This is a genomic window from Streptosporangium sp. 'caverna', assembly GCF_003203775.1.
Lineage (GTDB): Bacteria > Actinomycetota > Actinomycetes > Streptosporangiales > Streptosporangiaceae > Streptosporangium > Streptosporangium subroseum.
The window spans coordinates 4140700-4155940 of record NZ_CP029711.1 but is presented as its reverse complement, the minus strand read 5'-3'; the positions used below and the strand labels follow the sequence as shown (position 1 = coordinate 4155940).

The window sequence follows — 15241 nt, the reverse complement described above, 5'->3', positions numbered from 1 at the left end:
GGGCCACGACTGTCCTCCAAAAGAGTTCGTGGTCCCGTCGCCCGGCAGAAGGAGTACCGCGTGAAACGCTCTGTTGCGTTTGCGCTAGTGGCCGCGACGACCAGTGTGGTCGTGGCACTGTCCACCGCATCGGCTGGAGCAGCCGGGCTGACCGCCCTAGCTCCTCCCGACACCCCCGCCCAGTCCGCCGACCGCCTGGTCGAAGCCCACCCGGCCATCCTCAGGGCATCGGCCAGGGATCAGTTCCTCCGCCAGGGCTCCATCCCGGGCAAGGGAGGGCTCAACTACGTCTCCTACAGCCGCACCTACTCCGGCCTGCCGGTCTACGGCGGCGACTTCGTCGTCGTCACCAATCCCAGCGGCGGGGTGCTGAGCACCTCGATCGCCCAGAACGAGACGCTGAACGTCGGCGTCACCCCGACGGTGTCGGCGGACAAGGCCGCGGAGATCGCCAAGGCCGAGAGCGCCGAGGTCACCGCGGCCTCCGCTCCGAAGCTGTCGGTGATGGCCCAGGGCTCGGGACGGCTCGCCTACGAGGTCGTCGTGAACGGCACGGCCCAGGGCCGCGAGAGCAAGCTCCACGTCTTCGTCGACGCCCAGACCGGTGAGGTCGCCGAGAAGTGGGACGAGGTCAAGGACGGCCAAGGCGCCGGCTACTACAACGGCCCGGTCACCATCGGCACCACCCTGTCCGGCTCGACCTACTCCATGGCCGACCCCGCCCGCTCGGGCGTCCGCTGCGGCGGCCAGACCGGCACCACCTACACCGGCCCCGACGACAGCTGGGGCAACGCCACGGGCACCAACCTTGAGACCGCCTGCGTGGACGCGCTCTACGCGGTGGGCAAGGAATGGGACATGCTGAGCGCGTGGCTCGGCCGTAACGGCATCAACGGCACCGGCGGCGGCTTCCCCATCAGGGTCGGGCTCAACGACGCCAACGCCTTCTGGAACGGCAGCTACACCAGTTTCGGTCACTCAGCCGACAACCAGCGGCAGGCGACCCCGATGGACGTGGTGGCCCACGAGTTCGGCCACGCCATCTTCCAGACCACGCCCGGCGGCTCGGGCGGCAGCACCGAGAAGGGCGGGCTCAACGAGTCCACCGGTGACATCTTCGGCGCGCTGACCGAGTTCTACGCCAACCAGCCGGCCCAGTACGACCCGCCGGACCTGAGCGTGGGCGAGGAGGTCAACCTGTCCGGCAACGGGCCGATCCGTTACATGCACCGGCCGTCGCAGGTCTCCGGTCACCCCGACTGCTACTCCTCCTCGGTGCCCAGCCTTGAGGTGCACCGCGGCGCGGGCGTGCAGAACCACTGGTTCTATCTGCTCTCCCAGGGCACCAACCCGACCAACGGTCAGCCGGTCAGCCCCACCTGCAACGGCTCCAGCCTCACCGGGATCGGCATCCAGAAGGCCGGCCAGATCTTCATGGGCGCGCTGCAGCGCAAGACCACGACCTGGACCCACCAACTCGTCCGCAGGGCTTCACTGGAAGCCGCGATCCAGCTGTTCCCCGGCTCCTGCACCGAGTTCAACGCGACCAAGGCCGCCTGGACCGCGGTGAGCGTTCCCGCCGCCTCGGGCGAGCCCGCCTCGTGTGGGACGACGGTCAACGACTTCGCCCTGACGCTCAACCCGACCTCGGCCAACGTGCAGCCCGGCCAGCAGGCCACCGCGACGGTCGGCACGCAGACCACCGGGGGAAGCGCGCAGAGCGTGTCGTTCTCGGCGACCGGCCTGCCCTCGGGCGCGACCGCCTCCTTCAGCCCCTCGTCGGTGACCTCGGGCGGCTCCTCCACTCTGACGATCTCGGTCCCGGCGGGCACCGCCTCCGGCTCCTACACCGTGACCGTCACCGGTGACGGGGCCAGCGTCGACAGAACGGCCACGTTCACGCTCACCGTCGGCGCGGCGGGCAACGTCGTCTTCAGCGACACGTTCGAGACCAGCCTCGGCTGGACCACGAACGCGAGCGGCACCGACACCGCCACCTCCGGCGTGTGGGAGCGCGGCGACCCCGCGGCGACCACCTCCGCGGGAACGGCCCTCCAGATCGGCACCACCGTCAGCGGGACCAACGACCTGGTGACCGGCCGCCTGGCCGGCACCGCCGCGGGTGACTACGACGTCGACGGCGGGCTGACCAGCATCAGGTCACCGGAGATCACACTGCCCACCGGGACGCTGACGCTCAGCCTGTCCTGGTATCTCGCCCACCTCAACAACGCCTCCAGCGCCGACTACTTCCGGGTTCGCGTGCTGTCCGGCACCACCAACACCCAGGTCTTCCAGCAGCTGGGCGCGGCCTCCAACCGCGTCGGAGCCTGGCAGACCGCGACGGTCAACCTGTCGAGCTACGCGGGTCAGACCGTCCGGATCCTGATCGAGACCGCCGACACCCTGCCTGCCAGCCTCATCGAGGCCGGGGTCGACAATGTGACGATCACCAGGTCCTGATTTCCATTCCCTTCGCGGCCCCGGCTCCTTACAGGCGCCGGGGCCGCGTCATGTCCGCCGCCTGTAAGGCGAAGACCATACGCGGCATCTCGCACGCCATATATCAATTCGGTCCATCACAACTTGATATTCGCCATTTTATCTGATGCATGGTATTCACCGAGCCGAGCCGTTCGAACCGACAGCGCGGCAAGAACCATCAGAATCTTCCATATATAACCCATTTCGGAGTGGGATTTCAGGCTAGGCTTGGACGGTGCCCGCCTATGTGGCCGTGGATCTCGGAGCTGAAAGCGGCCGGGTGCTGACCGGCGAATTCGATGGTGAACGCCTCTCGGTCAGGGAAGTGCACCGTTTCGCCAACCGTCCGGTCCGCATTCTTGACGATCTGCACTGGGACGTCCTCAGCCTCCTGGCGGAGACCCGCAGGGGAATCGCGCTGGCCGCCTCCCGGAGCCGGGTCACGAGCGTCGGCGTGAACGCCTGGGGCAACGACTTCGCCCTCCTCGACCGCGGCAGACGGCTTCTGGCCAACCCCCGCCACCACCGTGACCCCTACGCCTCGGGCCTGATGGGCCTCGTCTCCTCCCAGGAGCACTACGAGGTGACCGGCGTCCAGCCCATGCCGACCAACACGGCCTGCCAGCTGCTGGCACACGCCGGGTCCCCGCTGCTGGAGGCGGCCGACCACCTGGCCATGCTGCCCGATCTGTTCACGCTCTGGCTGAGCGGCGAGACGCTCACCGAGCGGACGATCGCGAGCACGAGCCAGCTGCTGGACGCCAGGACCGGCCGGTGGTCCAGCGGCCTCATCGCCCGCCTCGGCCTCCCCCGCCGCCTCTTCGCCCATCCGATCGTCGAGCCCGGCACGGTCGCCGGACCGCTGCGCGGTGAGGGCCCCGGCGGGGCCGGCGGTCCCGATGGCATCACCGTCGTCGCCGTGGCGGGTCATGACACCGCCTCGGCGGTGGCGGCGCTTCCCGTCTCCTCCGGCTCGGTCGGCTACATCTCGTGCGGTACGTGGTCGCTGGCCGGGCTGGAGATCGACAGGCCGATCACGACCAGGGACGCCAGGCTCGCGGGCTTCACCAACGAGGGCGGCGTCATGGGGACCGTGCGGTTCATGCGCAACCTCAACGGCCTCTGGCTGCTCCAGGAGTGCCGCAGGGTCTGGGGCGCGCGGATCTCGTACGCGGATCTGGTCTCCGAGGCCGCCGCCGCGCCCCCCTTCGGGCCCCTGATCGACCCCGACCATCCGGGGTTCCTCCAGCCCGGGGACATGCCGGCCAGGATCGCGGCCTTCTGCCTCTCGACCGGCCAGTCCCCGCCCGCGAACCGCGCCCAGACGGTGCGCTGCGTCCTGGAGAGCCTGGCGTGCTCCCACCGGTGGGCCCTGGAGCAGGCGGAGTTCCTCAGCGACCGCCGGGTGGAGGCCGTACACCTCGTGGGAGGCGGGGCCTCCAGCGACACGCTCTGCCGGCTCACGGCCGACTTCGGCGGGCGTCCCGTGCTCGCGGGGCCGGTGGAGGCGGTCGGGATCGGCAACCTGCTGATCCAGGTCATGGCCGACGGCCGCATCGGCTCCCTCACCGAGTTGCGCGAGGTCGCCCGTCGCTCGTTCCGGCCCCGCCTGTTCGTCCCCGACGACGGTCGCGAGCCGTACGAGATCGCCTACTCCCGGTTCCGGCAGCTGACCGGTATCAGCAGGTTCTGGAGCAAGGCCGCGCCCACGGTGGGCACGCGCGCGGACGGGGTGGCCGCGGGAACGCGCCACCATCGGCGAGAGCCCTCATCGCACGAACGCGCCGTCGTCGGCGAGCGCTCTCATCTCGGGGAATCGTAGGGACGCACCGCCGTCGACGGGAGCCGTCAGTGGGATTCGCGGGAGACCCGGTGCCCGCTGGAGCCGACGAGGAAGTCGAGGTCGGCGCCCTGGTTGGCCTGCATCACGTGATCGACGTAGAGGCGCTCCCATCCCCGGGCGGGCGCGGCGAAGCCCGCCCGCATCGCGGCCGAGGGCTTGCGCTGCTCCAGGTCCCGCTGCGGGATGTCGAGCTCCAGGCGCCTGGCCTCGACGTCCAGGATGACGGGGTCGCCGGTCTCGACCAGCCCCAGCGGGCCGCCCGCCGCCGCCTCGGGCGCCACGTGCAGGACCACCGTCCCGTACGCGGTGCCGCTCATGCGGCCGTCGCAGATGCGTACCATGTCCCGCACCCCCAGCTCCAGGAGCTTGGCCGGCAACGGCATGTTCGCCACCTCCGGCATCCCCGGGTAGCCCCTGGGGCCGCAGCCGCGCAGCACGAGCACCGAGGAGGCGTCCACGTCGAGGCCGGGGTCGTCGATCCGGGCGTGCATGTCCTCGACGCTGTCGAAGACGAGGGCCCTGCCGCGGTGGCTCATCAGCTCGGGCGAGGCCGCGGCGGGCTTGATGACCGCGCCGCCCGGCGCGAGATTGCCGTACAGCACGGCGATGCCCGCGGCGATCTGCAACGGCTCGTCGCGCGGGCGGATGACGGTCTTGTCCCAGATCTGCGCCTCGTCCAGGTATTCGACCAGCGGCCTGCCGGTCACGGTCAGCGCGTCGGGGTCCAGCAGGTCACGGACCTCGCGCAGTACGGCCTGCAGCCCGCCCGCACGGTGGAAGTCCTCCATCAGGTGCCGGCCCGCGGGCTGCAGGTCGGCCAGGAGCGGCACCGCGGCGCCGGTGCGGTCGAAGTCGTCGAGCGAGAGCTCGATGCCGAGCCGTCCCGCGATGGCCAGCAGGTGCACCACCGCGTTGGTCGAGCCGCCGATCGCCGCCAGCGCCACGATCGCGTTGAGGAACGAGCCCCTGCTCAGCAGGTTGCTCGGGCGGCGCCCCTGCTCGACGAGCTCGACGACCAGCCGGCCGGTCTCATGGGCGCTCTGGAGCAGGCGGCTGTCGGGGGCGGGGATGCCGGCGACGCCGGGGACGATGACGCCGAGCGCCTCGGCGACGCAGGCCATGGTCGAGGCGGTGCCCATGGTGTTGCAGTGCCCCCGGCTGCGGATCATCGACGATTCCGACCGCATGAACGCCTTCTCCGACAGCGTGCCCGCGCGGACCTCCTCGCTGAGCCTCCACACATCCGTGCCGCAGCCCAGTGCCACGCCCCGGAAGGTTCCGGTCAGCATGGGGCCGCCGGGCATCACCACGGCGGGCAGGTCGACGGAGGCCGCGGCCATCAGCAGGGACGGGATGGTCTTGTCGCAGCCGCCCAGCAGGACCACGCCGTCGACGGGGTTGGCCCGCAGCATCTCCTCGGTCGCCATCGCGGCCATGTTGCGCCACAGCATCGCGGTCGGCCTGACCAGGGTCTCTCCCAGGGAGACGACCGGAAGGTTCATCGGGACGCCCCCGGCCTCCCAGATTCCCTGCTTGACGCTCTCGGCGACCTCGTTGAGGTGGGAGTTGCAGGGGGTCAGATCGGAGGCGGTGTTGGCGATCGCGATGTGAGGGCGGCCGTCGAAGGCGTGCTCCGGTAGCCCCCGCCTCATCCAGGCCCGGTGGATGTAGGCGTTTCGGTCGGTTCCCCCGTACCACTGAGAGCTGCGCTGCTCCGCCATCAGATCTTCGCCCCCACCATTCGCCCCCACCACCAGATTTTTGCCCTATATAGAGCTTTGATCCCCTTTAGACGTATAAGACCACTTCCGGAACGGTAGTCTAACGTCCGGATTTCAGACGGGAAGGCCCCACGCGTGAGAGCTTTCGTCGTCACCGGGCCCCGCCGGTTCGCGGTGGAGGACATCGAACCTCCGGTCGCGGCGGCGGGACAGGTCGTGGTCGACGTCGAGCGAGCCGGAGTGTGCGGCACCGACGTCGAATTCTTCACCGGCGAGATGGCCTACCTCCACCAGGGACACGCCGAATACCCGATGCGCCTCGGGCACGAGTGGTGCGGGACCGTCTCCGCCGTCGGCGACGGCGTCGACGAGGCCTGGATCGGCCGGCGCGCCACCGGCGACACCATGCTCGGCTGCGGCCGGTGCCGCCGCTGTCTGAACGGGCTGCAGCACGTGTGCGAGGACCGCTTCGAGATCGGCATCCGCGGCGGGTGGCCCGGCGCCCTGGCCGAGCGGCTGGTGGTCCCGGCCACGGCGCTGCACGCGCTGCCGGACACGGTCGACGCGACGGCCGGGGCCCTGGTCGAGCCGGGCGGCAACGCCCTGCGGGCCGTACGGGGGGCGGCGCTGGAGGCGGGAGCCAGGGTGCTGGTGCTCGGACCGGGCACGATCGGCCTGCTCGCCGCCCGGTTCGCCCTCGCCCACGGCGCGGAGGTCCACATCATGGGCCTGTCCCAGCGATCTCTGGACTTCGCCCGCACGCTCGGGGTGCACGGCGCCTGGACCGCGGACCGGCTTCCCCCGCTGCCGTTCGACGCCGTCATCGACGCCTCCAACGCCCCCGGTCTGCCGGCGCTGGCCCTCGATCTGGTGGAACCGGGAAAACGGGTGGTCTACATCGGCCTCGCGGGCGGCCCCAGCGCCGTCGACACCCGCACGATGGTGCTCAAGGACGTCACGGCCGTCGGGGTCCTGAGCGCCTCCCCCAGGCTCGCCGGCACGATCGAGCACTACGCCTCCGGATCGGTGGACCCGCGACCGCTCGTGGCGGCCACCGTCGGGCTCGACGAGGTGGGCGAGGTCCTCGCGGGGTCGCGCCCCGCCGGTTCCGGCCCTGGACCCAAGATCCACGTCGACCCCCGCATCTGACCGCCTCATACGCGGGCGGCCGCTCGGTCACCTGGCCTTCACGGGTGAGCACGGTCGGTGCCGAGACCGATGCCCACGGTGAAGGGCGGAGGCCAGGCAGGTGGTGTCGAGCACCGCAGGCGGGGAAGGCAACGGTTCATGACAAAAACAGACAAGCGAAACGTGCTGGTCAGCGGCTCGACCTCCGGCATCGGCGAGGCCATCGCCACCGCCTTCGCCCGGGACGGCGCGACGGTCGTGATCAACGGCCGGGACCGGGAGCGGACCGAGGCCGCGGTCGAGCGGATCCGCTCCGCCACCGGTCACGACGGGCTGATCCCCGTGGCGGCCGATCTGGGAACCGCGGAAGGCGCACAGATCATGTTCGACGCCGTGCCGCACGTGGACGTGCTGGTGAACAATCTCGGCATCTTCGGCGCCGTCCCGCTCTTCGAGATCACCGATGAGGAGTGGCGACGCTACTTCGAGGTGAACGTCCTCAGCGGAGTGCGCCTCGCCCGCCGCTACACCCCGCTGATGGTGAAGAGCGGCTGGGGCCGCGTGATCTTCATCAGCAGCGAGTCCTCGCTGATGACCCCCAGCGAGATGGTGCACTACGGGGTCACCAAGACCGCGCAGCTCTCGGTGTCGCGCGGCCTGGCGCAGGAGGTCGCCGGCACCGGCGTCACCGTCAACGCCATCCTCGCGGGGCCCACGCTCACCCCGGGCGTCGCGACGTTCATCGCCGATCGCGTCGGGGCGGACGTCCCGTTCGAGGAGGCCGAACGGCGTTTCATGGCCGAGGAGCGCCCCGGCTCGCTCCTGCAGCGGTTGATCCGGCCCGAGGAGATCGCCAGTCTGGTCCACTACGTCGGCTCGGACGCCGCCTCGGCCACCACCGGCGCCGCGCTACGGGTCGACGGCGGCCTGGTGCCCACCATCGTCCCCTGACCGGCCGCCGGCACGGGACGTCTCGGGACACGGTACGGCCCCGCCGGGCCGTACGACGGCGTCACCTCAGCCCTTCAACCCGGTGTGGGCCAGACCCTCGATGAACTGCCGCTGCGCCAGGACGAACACCACCAGGACCGGCAGAGCCGTCATCGAGGCCGCGGCGAGCTGGACGTTCCACATCGGCCCCCCGTAGGCGTCCACGAACTGGGTCAGCGCCTGGGGCAGGGTGAACTTCTCCGGCGAGGACAGGTAGACGATGGGCTCGAGGTAGAGGTTCCAGCTGTGCAGGAAGGTGAAGATCGCAACCGCGCCGAGGGCGGGACGGGCCAGGGGCAGGGCGACCCGGTAGAACGTGCCGAACACGCCGAGCCCGTCGACGCGGGCGGCCTCCTCCAGCTCGCCGGGCAGGCTGACGAAGAACTGCCTCATGATGAAGGTCGCCAGCACGCTCGGCGCACCCAGGATCGGCACCAGGATCAGCGGCCAGTGGGTGTCGGTGAGCCCGGCGGCGTGGAACATCTGGAACAGCGGGACGATCGTGACCTCGCTCGGGATGAGCAGCCCGAGCAGCACGACGACAAAAAGCACGTTCTGCCCGAGGAACCGGATGCGCGCGAAGGCGTATCCGGCCATGGCCGCCACCGCCATCGTGCCGACCGTGACGATCAGGGCGATGTAGAGGCTGTTGAGGTACTGGGCACCGAACGGCTGCAGCTTGAACACCTGCCCGTAGGCCGAGAAGTCCCAGCTGGAGGGGAGAAGCGTCGGCGGGAAGGCGAAGATCTCGCGTACCGGCTTCAGCGACGAGGTGACCATCCACCAGGTGGGGAAGACGAAGGGCACGCACAGGACGCACAGCAGGCCGTACAGGAGCGTCCTGCGCCGCACCGGAATCTCATGCCTCATGGAAGACCCACTTCCTGCGCATCCGCCACTGCACGAGGGTGAGCAACGCCACGATCGCGAACAGCAGGACCGACAGCGTCGCGCCGTAACCGAAGTGATGGAACTGGAAGGCCTGCTGGTACAGGTAGTAGACGAGGACCGTCGTCGACGTCCCGGGACCGCCCTGGGTGAGCACCGCGATCTGCGCGAACACCTGCAACGACCCCACGACGGTGATGATCGAGGTGAGCAGGATGGTCGGGCTGATCATCGGTACGGTGATCCTGCGGAACCGGGTCCACGCTCCGGCCCCGTCCAGCTGGGCGGCCTCGTAGAGCTGCTTCGGCACGCCCTGGAGCGCGGCGAGGAACAGCACCATGTTGAGCCCGACGTTCTTGAGCACCTGAACGACGATCACCGACAGCATCGCCGTGCCCTCGCCGCGCAGCCAGTTCGGCCCGGTGATCCCGGCGGCGCCGAGCAGGCCGTTGAGACCGCCGTCGGCCTGGAGCAGGAACTGCCACACGATCGTCCAGGCGACCAGCGAGACCACGACGGGTGAGAAGAACAGCGTCCGGAAGAACGTGGTCCCGCGCAGCCGCTGGTTGAGCAGGACCGCCAGGACGAGGGCCAGGGCGAGGTTCAGCACGACCAGGCCGACGGAGAAGAGCGCGGTGCTCGCCAGCACCCCGCGCAGGTTCGGGTCGGCGATCAGCTTGTCGTAGTTCTCCCCGCCGACGAACTCGAAGGTGCCGGCCAGCACGTTCCACTCATGCAGGCTGTACCAGAGCACGAGTCCGAGCGGCAGGAGCACGAACAGCACGCTGCCGAGGAGTTGGGGGGCGACGAGCAGATATCCGGCCAGGTTGTCACGGCGGCGCATGGTCCAGAAGGGGCGACCGCCCCCCGCGTGCCCGCTGCCGGCGGTGGCCGGCCCGGCCTCCGATCGGCCGGCCACCTTGAGCTTCAGCTGGGGCGAGGCCACGTCACGCGCCCAGCATCGGCTGGATCTTCGCGCACACGCCGCCCAGCACGGCCTTGACGTCGGCGCCGGGCTGCCAGAGCGGGTCCAGCGCCGCCCGGACGGTCTGCGAGAGCTCCGCCTGGCCGATGTGGTTGGGCTTCACCACGCCCTTCTCGATGCCGCCGATCACGACCTCCTGCAGCTGGCCGGGCTTGAGCAGCGGGTTGGTCTTGGCCATGGTGTCGGCGGTGAGCTGGGAGGCCCGGGGCGGCGGGAAGTAGGCGGCGAGCTTGGCGGAGTTGGCGGGGCTGGTGAAGAAGGCCAGGAAGTCGGTCGCCGCCTTCGCGTTCGCGGACTTCTTGAACACGCCGAGACCGGCCTGGCCGATCACCGAATACTCGCCCTTGGGACCGGCGGGCAGCGGGACGAGGTCCCAGCCGAACGTCGCGTCCTGCAGGAGGGAGGCCCGGGAGATCTGGGTGATGGTCATCGCCGAGTCGCCCGCGAAGAAGTCCGCCGTGGTGCCGGGGCCGGGAAAGGCCTTGTCGGTGAAGATCGACTTATGCAGGAACGTCATCGCCTCGACCATCTCAGGGCTGTCGAACCCGCAGGTCTTCCCGTCCTCGCTCCAGGCCTGGGCGCCCCAGCCGCCCCACACCGAGGCGAGGTTGTCCCAGTTCTTGTAGTCGAAGTCGCGGACGACCATTCCCGCCTTGCCGGTCTTGGCGGCGACCGCGGCGTTCTGGGCGGCCACCGTCTCCCAGGTCCACTTCCCGTCCTTGATCAGCTCGGCCGGGGTCTTCTGGCCGGCCTTCTTGAGGAGATCGGTGTTGACGAACACGCCGAACGGCGAGGTCGAGAACGGGTAGGCGTACAGCTTGCCCTCCGACTGCCACAGCTTGGTGGCCGAGGGGGTGAGGTCGTCGAAGCCGTAGCCCCCGGCCGCGCGCAGCGTGTCGTCCAGCGGGGCCAGGGCGCCGGACGAGACGAAGTCGGGGGCGGAGCTCTCCAGGATCCAGGCCAGGTCGGGGGCGTTGCCACCGGCGATCTGAGTGGTCAGGGTGGTGGTGTAGCTCTCGAACGGGATGGGATCGAACGTGATCTCACCGACGTCCGGATGCGACTTTCTGTATTCGGCGGCGATCTCGTTGAACAGCTTCAGGTGGGCCTCGTTCGAGGTCCAGATCGTCATCCGCAGCGGCTGCGGGCCCTGCTTGGCGGGCGCGGCCTCGGTCGCACCCCCGCACGCCGTCATGGTCAGCAGTCCCGCCAGTGCGACGGCCGCCAGCTTTCCGATTCGTTTCATGGTCGATCTCCTTGCTGAGAATCCCCGACGGTCGTTGTCAGTAGCCCGTCACCTGCGGCCAGCGCAGTTCGACGCCGTCGCGGACGAGCCTCCGCTGGAAGTCCTCGAGGAGCTTCTCGTCCTCGCGTACGGCAGCCGGGGTCGTGGCGTTGTCCAGGCAGAACGCGGCGAGGGCCCCGGCGGCCTCGCCGATGTTCCACTCGACCGGGTGCAGGCGGTAGGCCCCGTTCGTGATGTGCGTGGTGCCGATGTTCTTGGACGCCGGCAGCAGGTTGCCGACGCGCTGCGGGATGAGCGCGCCCAGGGGGATCTCGAACGGCGAGCTGGCCACGTCGATGTAGTTGTCGCCTCCGGTGGAGGGGTGCAGGTCGATGCGGTACATCCCCACGCCCACCGAGTCTGCGTAGCTCACCGCTCCCTTGTCGCCGCGCACCGCGAGCGACAGGTCCTGCTCGGCCACGGTGTACAGGGCGCGGATCCGGCGTGACTCGCGGATGTAGGGGGCCTGGGCCAGGCCGTCGGCGCCGCCTCCGGTCACGTCCCCGCGCAGCCGCAGGCCGGGGAAGCCGGTCCCGCCGTCCTGCCGGGGCGCCTCGGTCTGCATCCAGTACAGGACGGATCGCGACAGCTCGCGGGCCGCCGCCAGGTGCCGGTCGGCGTCCGGCACGTCGATGACCGGGCTCTCCAGATAGTCGATCATCGGCCAGTTCACCAGCGTGATGTCGCTGGCGTAGGCGCCGTCGACGAAGTTGCGGCGGGCGGCGATCCGGCGGAACGTCCACAGGTTGGCGTCGCCGGGGTTGAGCCGCTGGTCGGCCTCGACGAGCAGCGGGTCGTCGTCCGGGTTGGGGGTGAAGGAGCGTTCCACGATCTCCAGGGTCCGGGGATGCGGGCAGCGCCAGGACAGCAGCCGGTCGCCCCAGAAGTCCGGCTGGTACTCCCGCCAGAACGCGTAGGCGTCCGGCTTGTCGATCGTGTGGTCCCCGTCGACGTGGTCGATCGCGAAGCACACCGAGACGGCCTGCATGTTCAGGGGCTGGGCCTCCGGCGGCGCGCTCGGCTCGCCGGTGTCGGCCTGCGACTCGAACCCCGTGACGTACTCGGTCCCGGTCATCGGCAGCAGCTCGCCGGTCTCGGTGGCGTCCAGCACGTACGGCGCGCACACCGTGACCTCGCCGCCCCCGTCCCTGTGCTCCAGGTGGACCGCCCGCACCCGGTCACCGTCGACGTCCGCGCCGGTCGGCCGGTACGGCTGGAGCACGCGCAGCCGCCCCGAGCCCCGGTAGGGCGCGAGCATCTCCTCGATCACCGCGACCGCGACGCGCGGCTCGTGGCAGAGGCGGCTGACGTGCCCGGCGCCCGGGTTCAGCTCCCGCCAGGCCCGGGACCGCTCGGTCAGCGGGTAGTTGGCCCGGTAGTACCGGCGGATGCCGTCGCGCAGAGCCCGGTAACTCGCCGTGACGCCGAACCGCTCCACCCAGGAGTGCTCGTCCGGGGGCACGGCCTGGCTGGTCAGCTGGCCGCCCAGCCAGTCGTACTCCTCGGTCAGGATCACCGTGCGCCCGGCCCGCAACAGCGCCAGGGCCGCGGCGACACCGCCCAGCCCACCGCCCACGACCACTGCGTCAGCCGATATCTCAACCACGTGAAGGTTCTCTCCTGTCATTTCGATCAGCTTCTGACCGGTGCGAGCGTGGAGCCGTCAACCAGCTCGCAGGGCAACAGCTCCTGCGGTGTCTCGCCTCCGCCCTCCAGCACCTCCATCAGCAGCTCGACGGCCCTGCGGCCCATCTCGCGCCGGGGGATGCGGAACCCGGTGAAGTCGATGTCGACGTGAACGGGACGCGTCGGAGCGCCCAGGCCGAGGATCGACAGATCCTCGGGGATCATGAGCCCTCGCTCGCGGGCCGCGTGGACGATCGCCACGGCGTCGGCCGGTTCCTCGACGAAGGCGGCGGTGACCCTCTCGGCCGCCAGCTCGTCGAGGAGGTCGTCGGGGGTCCTGCCCGCAACCGGCACGTGCAGGCCGTCGGCGCCGACGGCGGCCACGGCCTCGCGGAACCCGCGCATGCGGTCGGCCGGGGACTCGGCTCCTGCCCCGGTGCCGACGTAGGCCAGCCTCCGGTGCCCGAGCCCCGCGGCGCGGTCGACCAGGGCGCGCACCGCCGGCGGGTAGTCGGCGCCCACGTACGGCACGGGTGCTCCGGCGTCGTCGCGGCGGCCGACGGAGACGAACGGGATGCCCTCCGCGAGCAGCCGGGCCAGGTCGTCACGGTCGACGGCGCGCCCGAGAAGCACGCACCCGTCGGCCAGCCGTACCCGGCTGTCCTCGTTGAAGATCCGCCGCCGCGTGCCGGCGGCCCTGGCGCTGGTGAACAGCAGCAGGTCACACCCCACCTCCTCCGCGCACTCCTCGATGCCGAGCAGGAAGGGGTGGTAGAAGTCGGCGCTCGCGGTCGGGAAGACCGCCTCGTAGGTGAAGACGCCGAGAATGCGATTGCGCCGGTCGGCGAGCCTCCGGGCGACCGGGTCGGCGACGTACCCGGTCTCCCTGATCGCCCGCAGCACGCGCTCGCGTGTCTCCGGAGCGATGCGCACGTCGGCGTCGGTCCGGTTGTTGAGGACCAGCGACACCGTCGTCTGGCTGACTCCCGCCATGCGGGCGATGTCCTGCTGGGTGAGGCGGCGACCGGGAACCGTCACGGTGTGTAGCGTCCCATCTGCTGATAATGCGCATTAGCGGCGTTGGGACGTCATCCTGCAAGCAACCGCCGAGCCCTGTCAAGACCCCAGAACCAGGACCGTCGCTTCGAGGTTCTTCCCGTGATAATTCGCATTAGCATCTTGACGCCCTGCATTCCCCGGTTCAGTCTCGGTCTTCCGGCGAGAAGTGCGCATCGTCACCCCCCGTAAGAGTGAGCCAGGAGGCTTCCATGGAGAACTCCATCCCGCCCCACGCCCTGACCCGCCGCCGCCTGATGGGCGTGGCGGCAGGAGCCGGCATCGCCGGAGGGCTGGGCCTGGCAACCTCTCGGGGCGCTTCGGCCAGGGCGGCCGCGGGGCCCGCCGGCTTCCCCGCGTACCAGTACGTCGGCATGCCCCTGGACGCCGCGAACCTGCGCTACAACCCGACCAAGGAGCTGATCTTCCCGTGCGTACGCGGGATGTACGACAAGATCACCAATGGGCTGGGGCGGTACCACCTCTACTACGCCCCGCACGACGCGCCCGGCGGCATCTGCCTGGCCTACGGCAACTCGCTCGGCGGCCCGTTCACCGAATACCCGAACAACCCGATCGTCCCCAGGGTCTGGTCACCGCACTACTCGGTCACACACGTCTCATCGCCGCACGTGATCTGGAACGCCGCGAACCGGCAGTTCTACCTCTACTTCCACGGCGAGAACACCACCACCCGGATGGCCTGGTCGACCGACGGCGTCCACTTCACCTACCACGGCACGGTGCTGCACACCGGCGTGATCCCGGGGTCGACGGAGACCTCCTACGCGCGGGTCTTCGAGCACGCGGTCCCGGGGCTGGGCAACAAATACGTCATGGTCTTCATGGGAGTCACCTCGGGCAGCCGCAAGATCTTTTGGGGATGGTCGTCCGACGGCAAGAAGTGGCAGTTCGATCCGACCCCGCTGGTGTCGCCGGGCCCCGACCAGCAGACCGACGTCGCCGCGCCCGCCCTGCTCAAGCGCAACGGCACCGCCTACGTCGTCTATCACGGCAGCAGCGGAAACATGTTCATCACCGAGGTGGGCAACGCCTTCGACCGGGAGATCCACCTCGGGGTCTTCCACCGGGCCATGGCCGGCGCGCCCGACAGCGGCCGCAGCGCCGCGCCCTCCTTCGGCACCGACGGTGGCGTGGAGTACATGTTCTACGAGGCCGGCCAGCGCGGATCCACCCGTATCGCCCTCGCCCGCGCCGTATAGGACCGGCGCTTC

Annotated in this window: 11 protein-coding genes; 5 read left to right on the top strand and 6 right to left on the bottom strand. The window is 70.1% G+C overall.

What is annotated here, in order from left to right; all coding sequences use genetic code 11:
- The first annotated feature begins 60 nt into the window (after nucleotides 1–60).
- Both DKM19_RS18450 and DKM19_RS18445 read left to right on the top strand, forming a co-directional pair.
- Entirely contained in the window at nucleotides 61–2463 is a 2403-nt protein-coding gene (locus DKM19_RS18450) for a M4 family metallopeptidase (protein ID WP_110696805.1), read from the top strand.
- A 256-nt stretch (nucleotides 2464–2719) separates the two neighbouring features.
- A complete protein-coding gene (locus DKM19_RS18445) occupies nucleotides 2720–4306 on the top strand; it encodes a rhamnulokinase family protein (RefSeq protein ID WP_110696803.1) in 1587 nt (528 codons plus the stop codon).
- A 26-nt stretch (nucleotides 4307–4332) separates the two neighbouring features.
- Here the strand turns inward: DKM19_RS18445 and DKM19_RS18440 are convergent, their stop codons facing one another.
- Nucleotides 4333–6048, bottom strand: a complete 1716-nt coding sequence (locus DKM19_RS18440; RefSeq protein WP_110696801.1) for an IlvD/Edd family dehydratase — start codon at nucleotides 6046–6048, stop codon at nucleotides 4333–4335.
- Between the two features lie 135 nt (nucleotides 6049–6183).
- Between DKM19_RS18440 and DKM19_RS18435 the strand changes: the two genes are divergently transcribed.
- Together DKM19_RS18435 and DKM19_RS18430 are read left to right on the top strand one after the other, a co-directional pair.
- Nucleotides 6184–7197: a zinc-binding dehydrogenase gene (locus tag DKM19_RS18435; RefSeq protein ID WP_110696800.1), complete on the top strand. Its 1014-nt coding sequence runs from the start codon at nucleotides 6184–6186 to the stop codon at nucleotides 7195–7197.
- A gap of 138 nt (nucleotides 7198–7335) precedes the next feature.
- Nucleotides 7336–8127, top strand: a complete 792-nt coding sequence (locus DKM19_RS18430; RefSeq protein ID WP_110696798.1) for an SDR family NAD(P)-dependent oxidoreductase — start codon at nucleotides 7336–7338, stop codon at nucleotides 8125–8127.
- 66 nt (nucleotides 8128–8193) lie between these two features.
- Here DKM19_RS18430 and DKM19_RS18425 read toward each other — a convergent pair whose 3' ends face one another.
- The 5 genes from DKM19_RS18425 to DKM19_RS18405 are packed head-to-tail and all read right to left on the bottom strand — an operon-like array spanning nucleotide 8194 to nucleotide 13988.
- On the bottom strand, nucleotides 8194–9036 hold the full coding sequence (locus DKM19_RS18425) for a carbohydrate ABC transporter permease (protein WP_110696797.1): 843 nt from the start codon (nucleotides 9034–9036) through the stop codon (nucleotides 8194–8196).
- A complete protein-coding gene (locus DKM19_RS18420) occupies nucleotides 9026–10000 on the bottom strand; it encodes a carbohydrate ABC transporter permease (RefSeq protein ID WP_204358852.1) in 975 nt (324 codons plus the stop codon). The genes DKM19_RS18425 and DKM19_RS18420 overlap by 11 nt, the downstream gene beginning before the upstream one ends.
- Before the next feature lies 1 nt (nucleotide 10001).
- On the bottom strand, nucleotides 10002–11285 hold the full coding sequence (locus DKM19_RS18415; RefSeq protein ID WP_110696795.1) for a sugar ABC transporter substrate-binding protein: 1284 nt from the start codon (nucleotides 11283–11285) through the stop codon (nucleotides 10002–10004).
- A gap of 37 nt (nucleotides 11286–11322) precedes the next feature.
- Entirely contained in the window at nucleotides 11323–12930 is a 1608-nt protein-coding gene (locus DKM19_RS18410; protein ID WP_239514316.1) for an FAD-dependent oxidoreductase, read from the bottom strand.
- 26 nt (nucleotides 12931–12956) lie between these two features.
- Complete coding sequence (locus DKM19_RS18405) at nucleotides 12957–13988, bottom strand: LacI family DNA-binding transcriptional regulator (RefSeq protein WP_239514315.1); 1032 nt, start codon at nucleotides 13986–13988, stop codon at nucleotides 12957–12959.
- Nucleotides 13989–14218: 230 nt separating this feature from the next.
- Between DKM19_RS18405 and DKM19_RS51755 the strand changes: the two genes are divergently transcribed.
- Nucleotides 14219–15229 carry a hypothetical protein gene (locus DKM19_RS51755; RefSeq protein WP_110696791.1) on the top strand — a complete coding sequence of 337 codons (1011 nt, stop codon included), beginning with the start codon at nucleotides 14219–14221 and terminating at the stop codon, nucleotides 15227–15229.
- Nucleotides 15230–15241 lie beyond the last annotated feature (12 nt).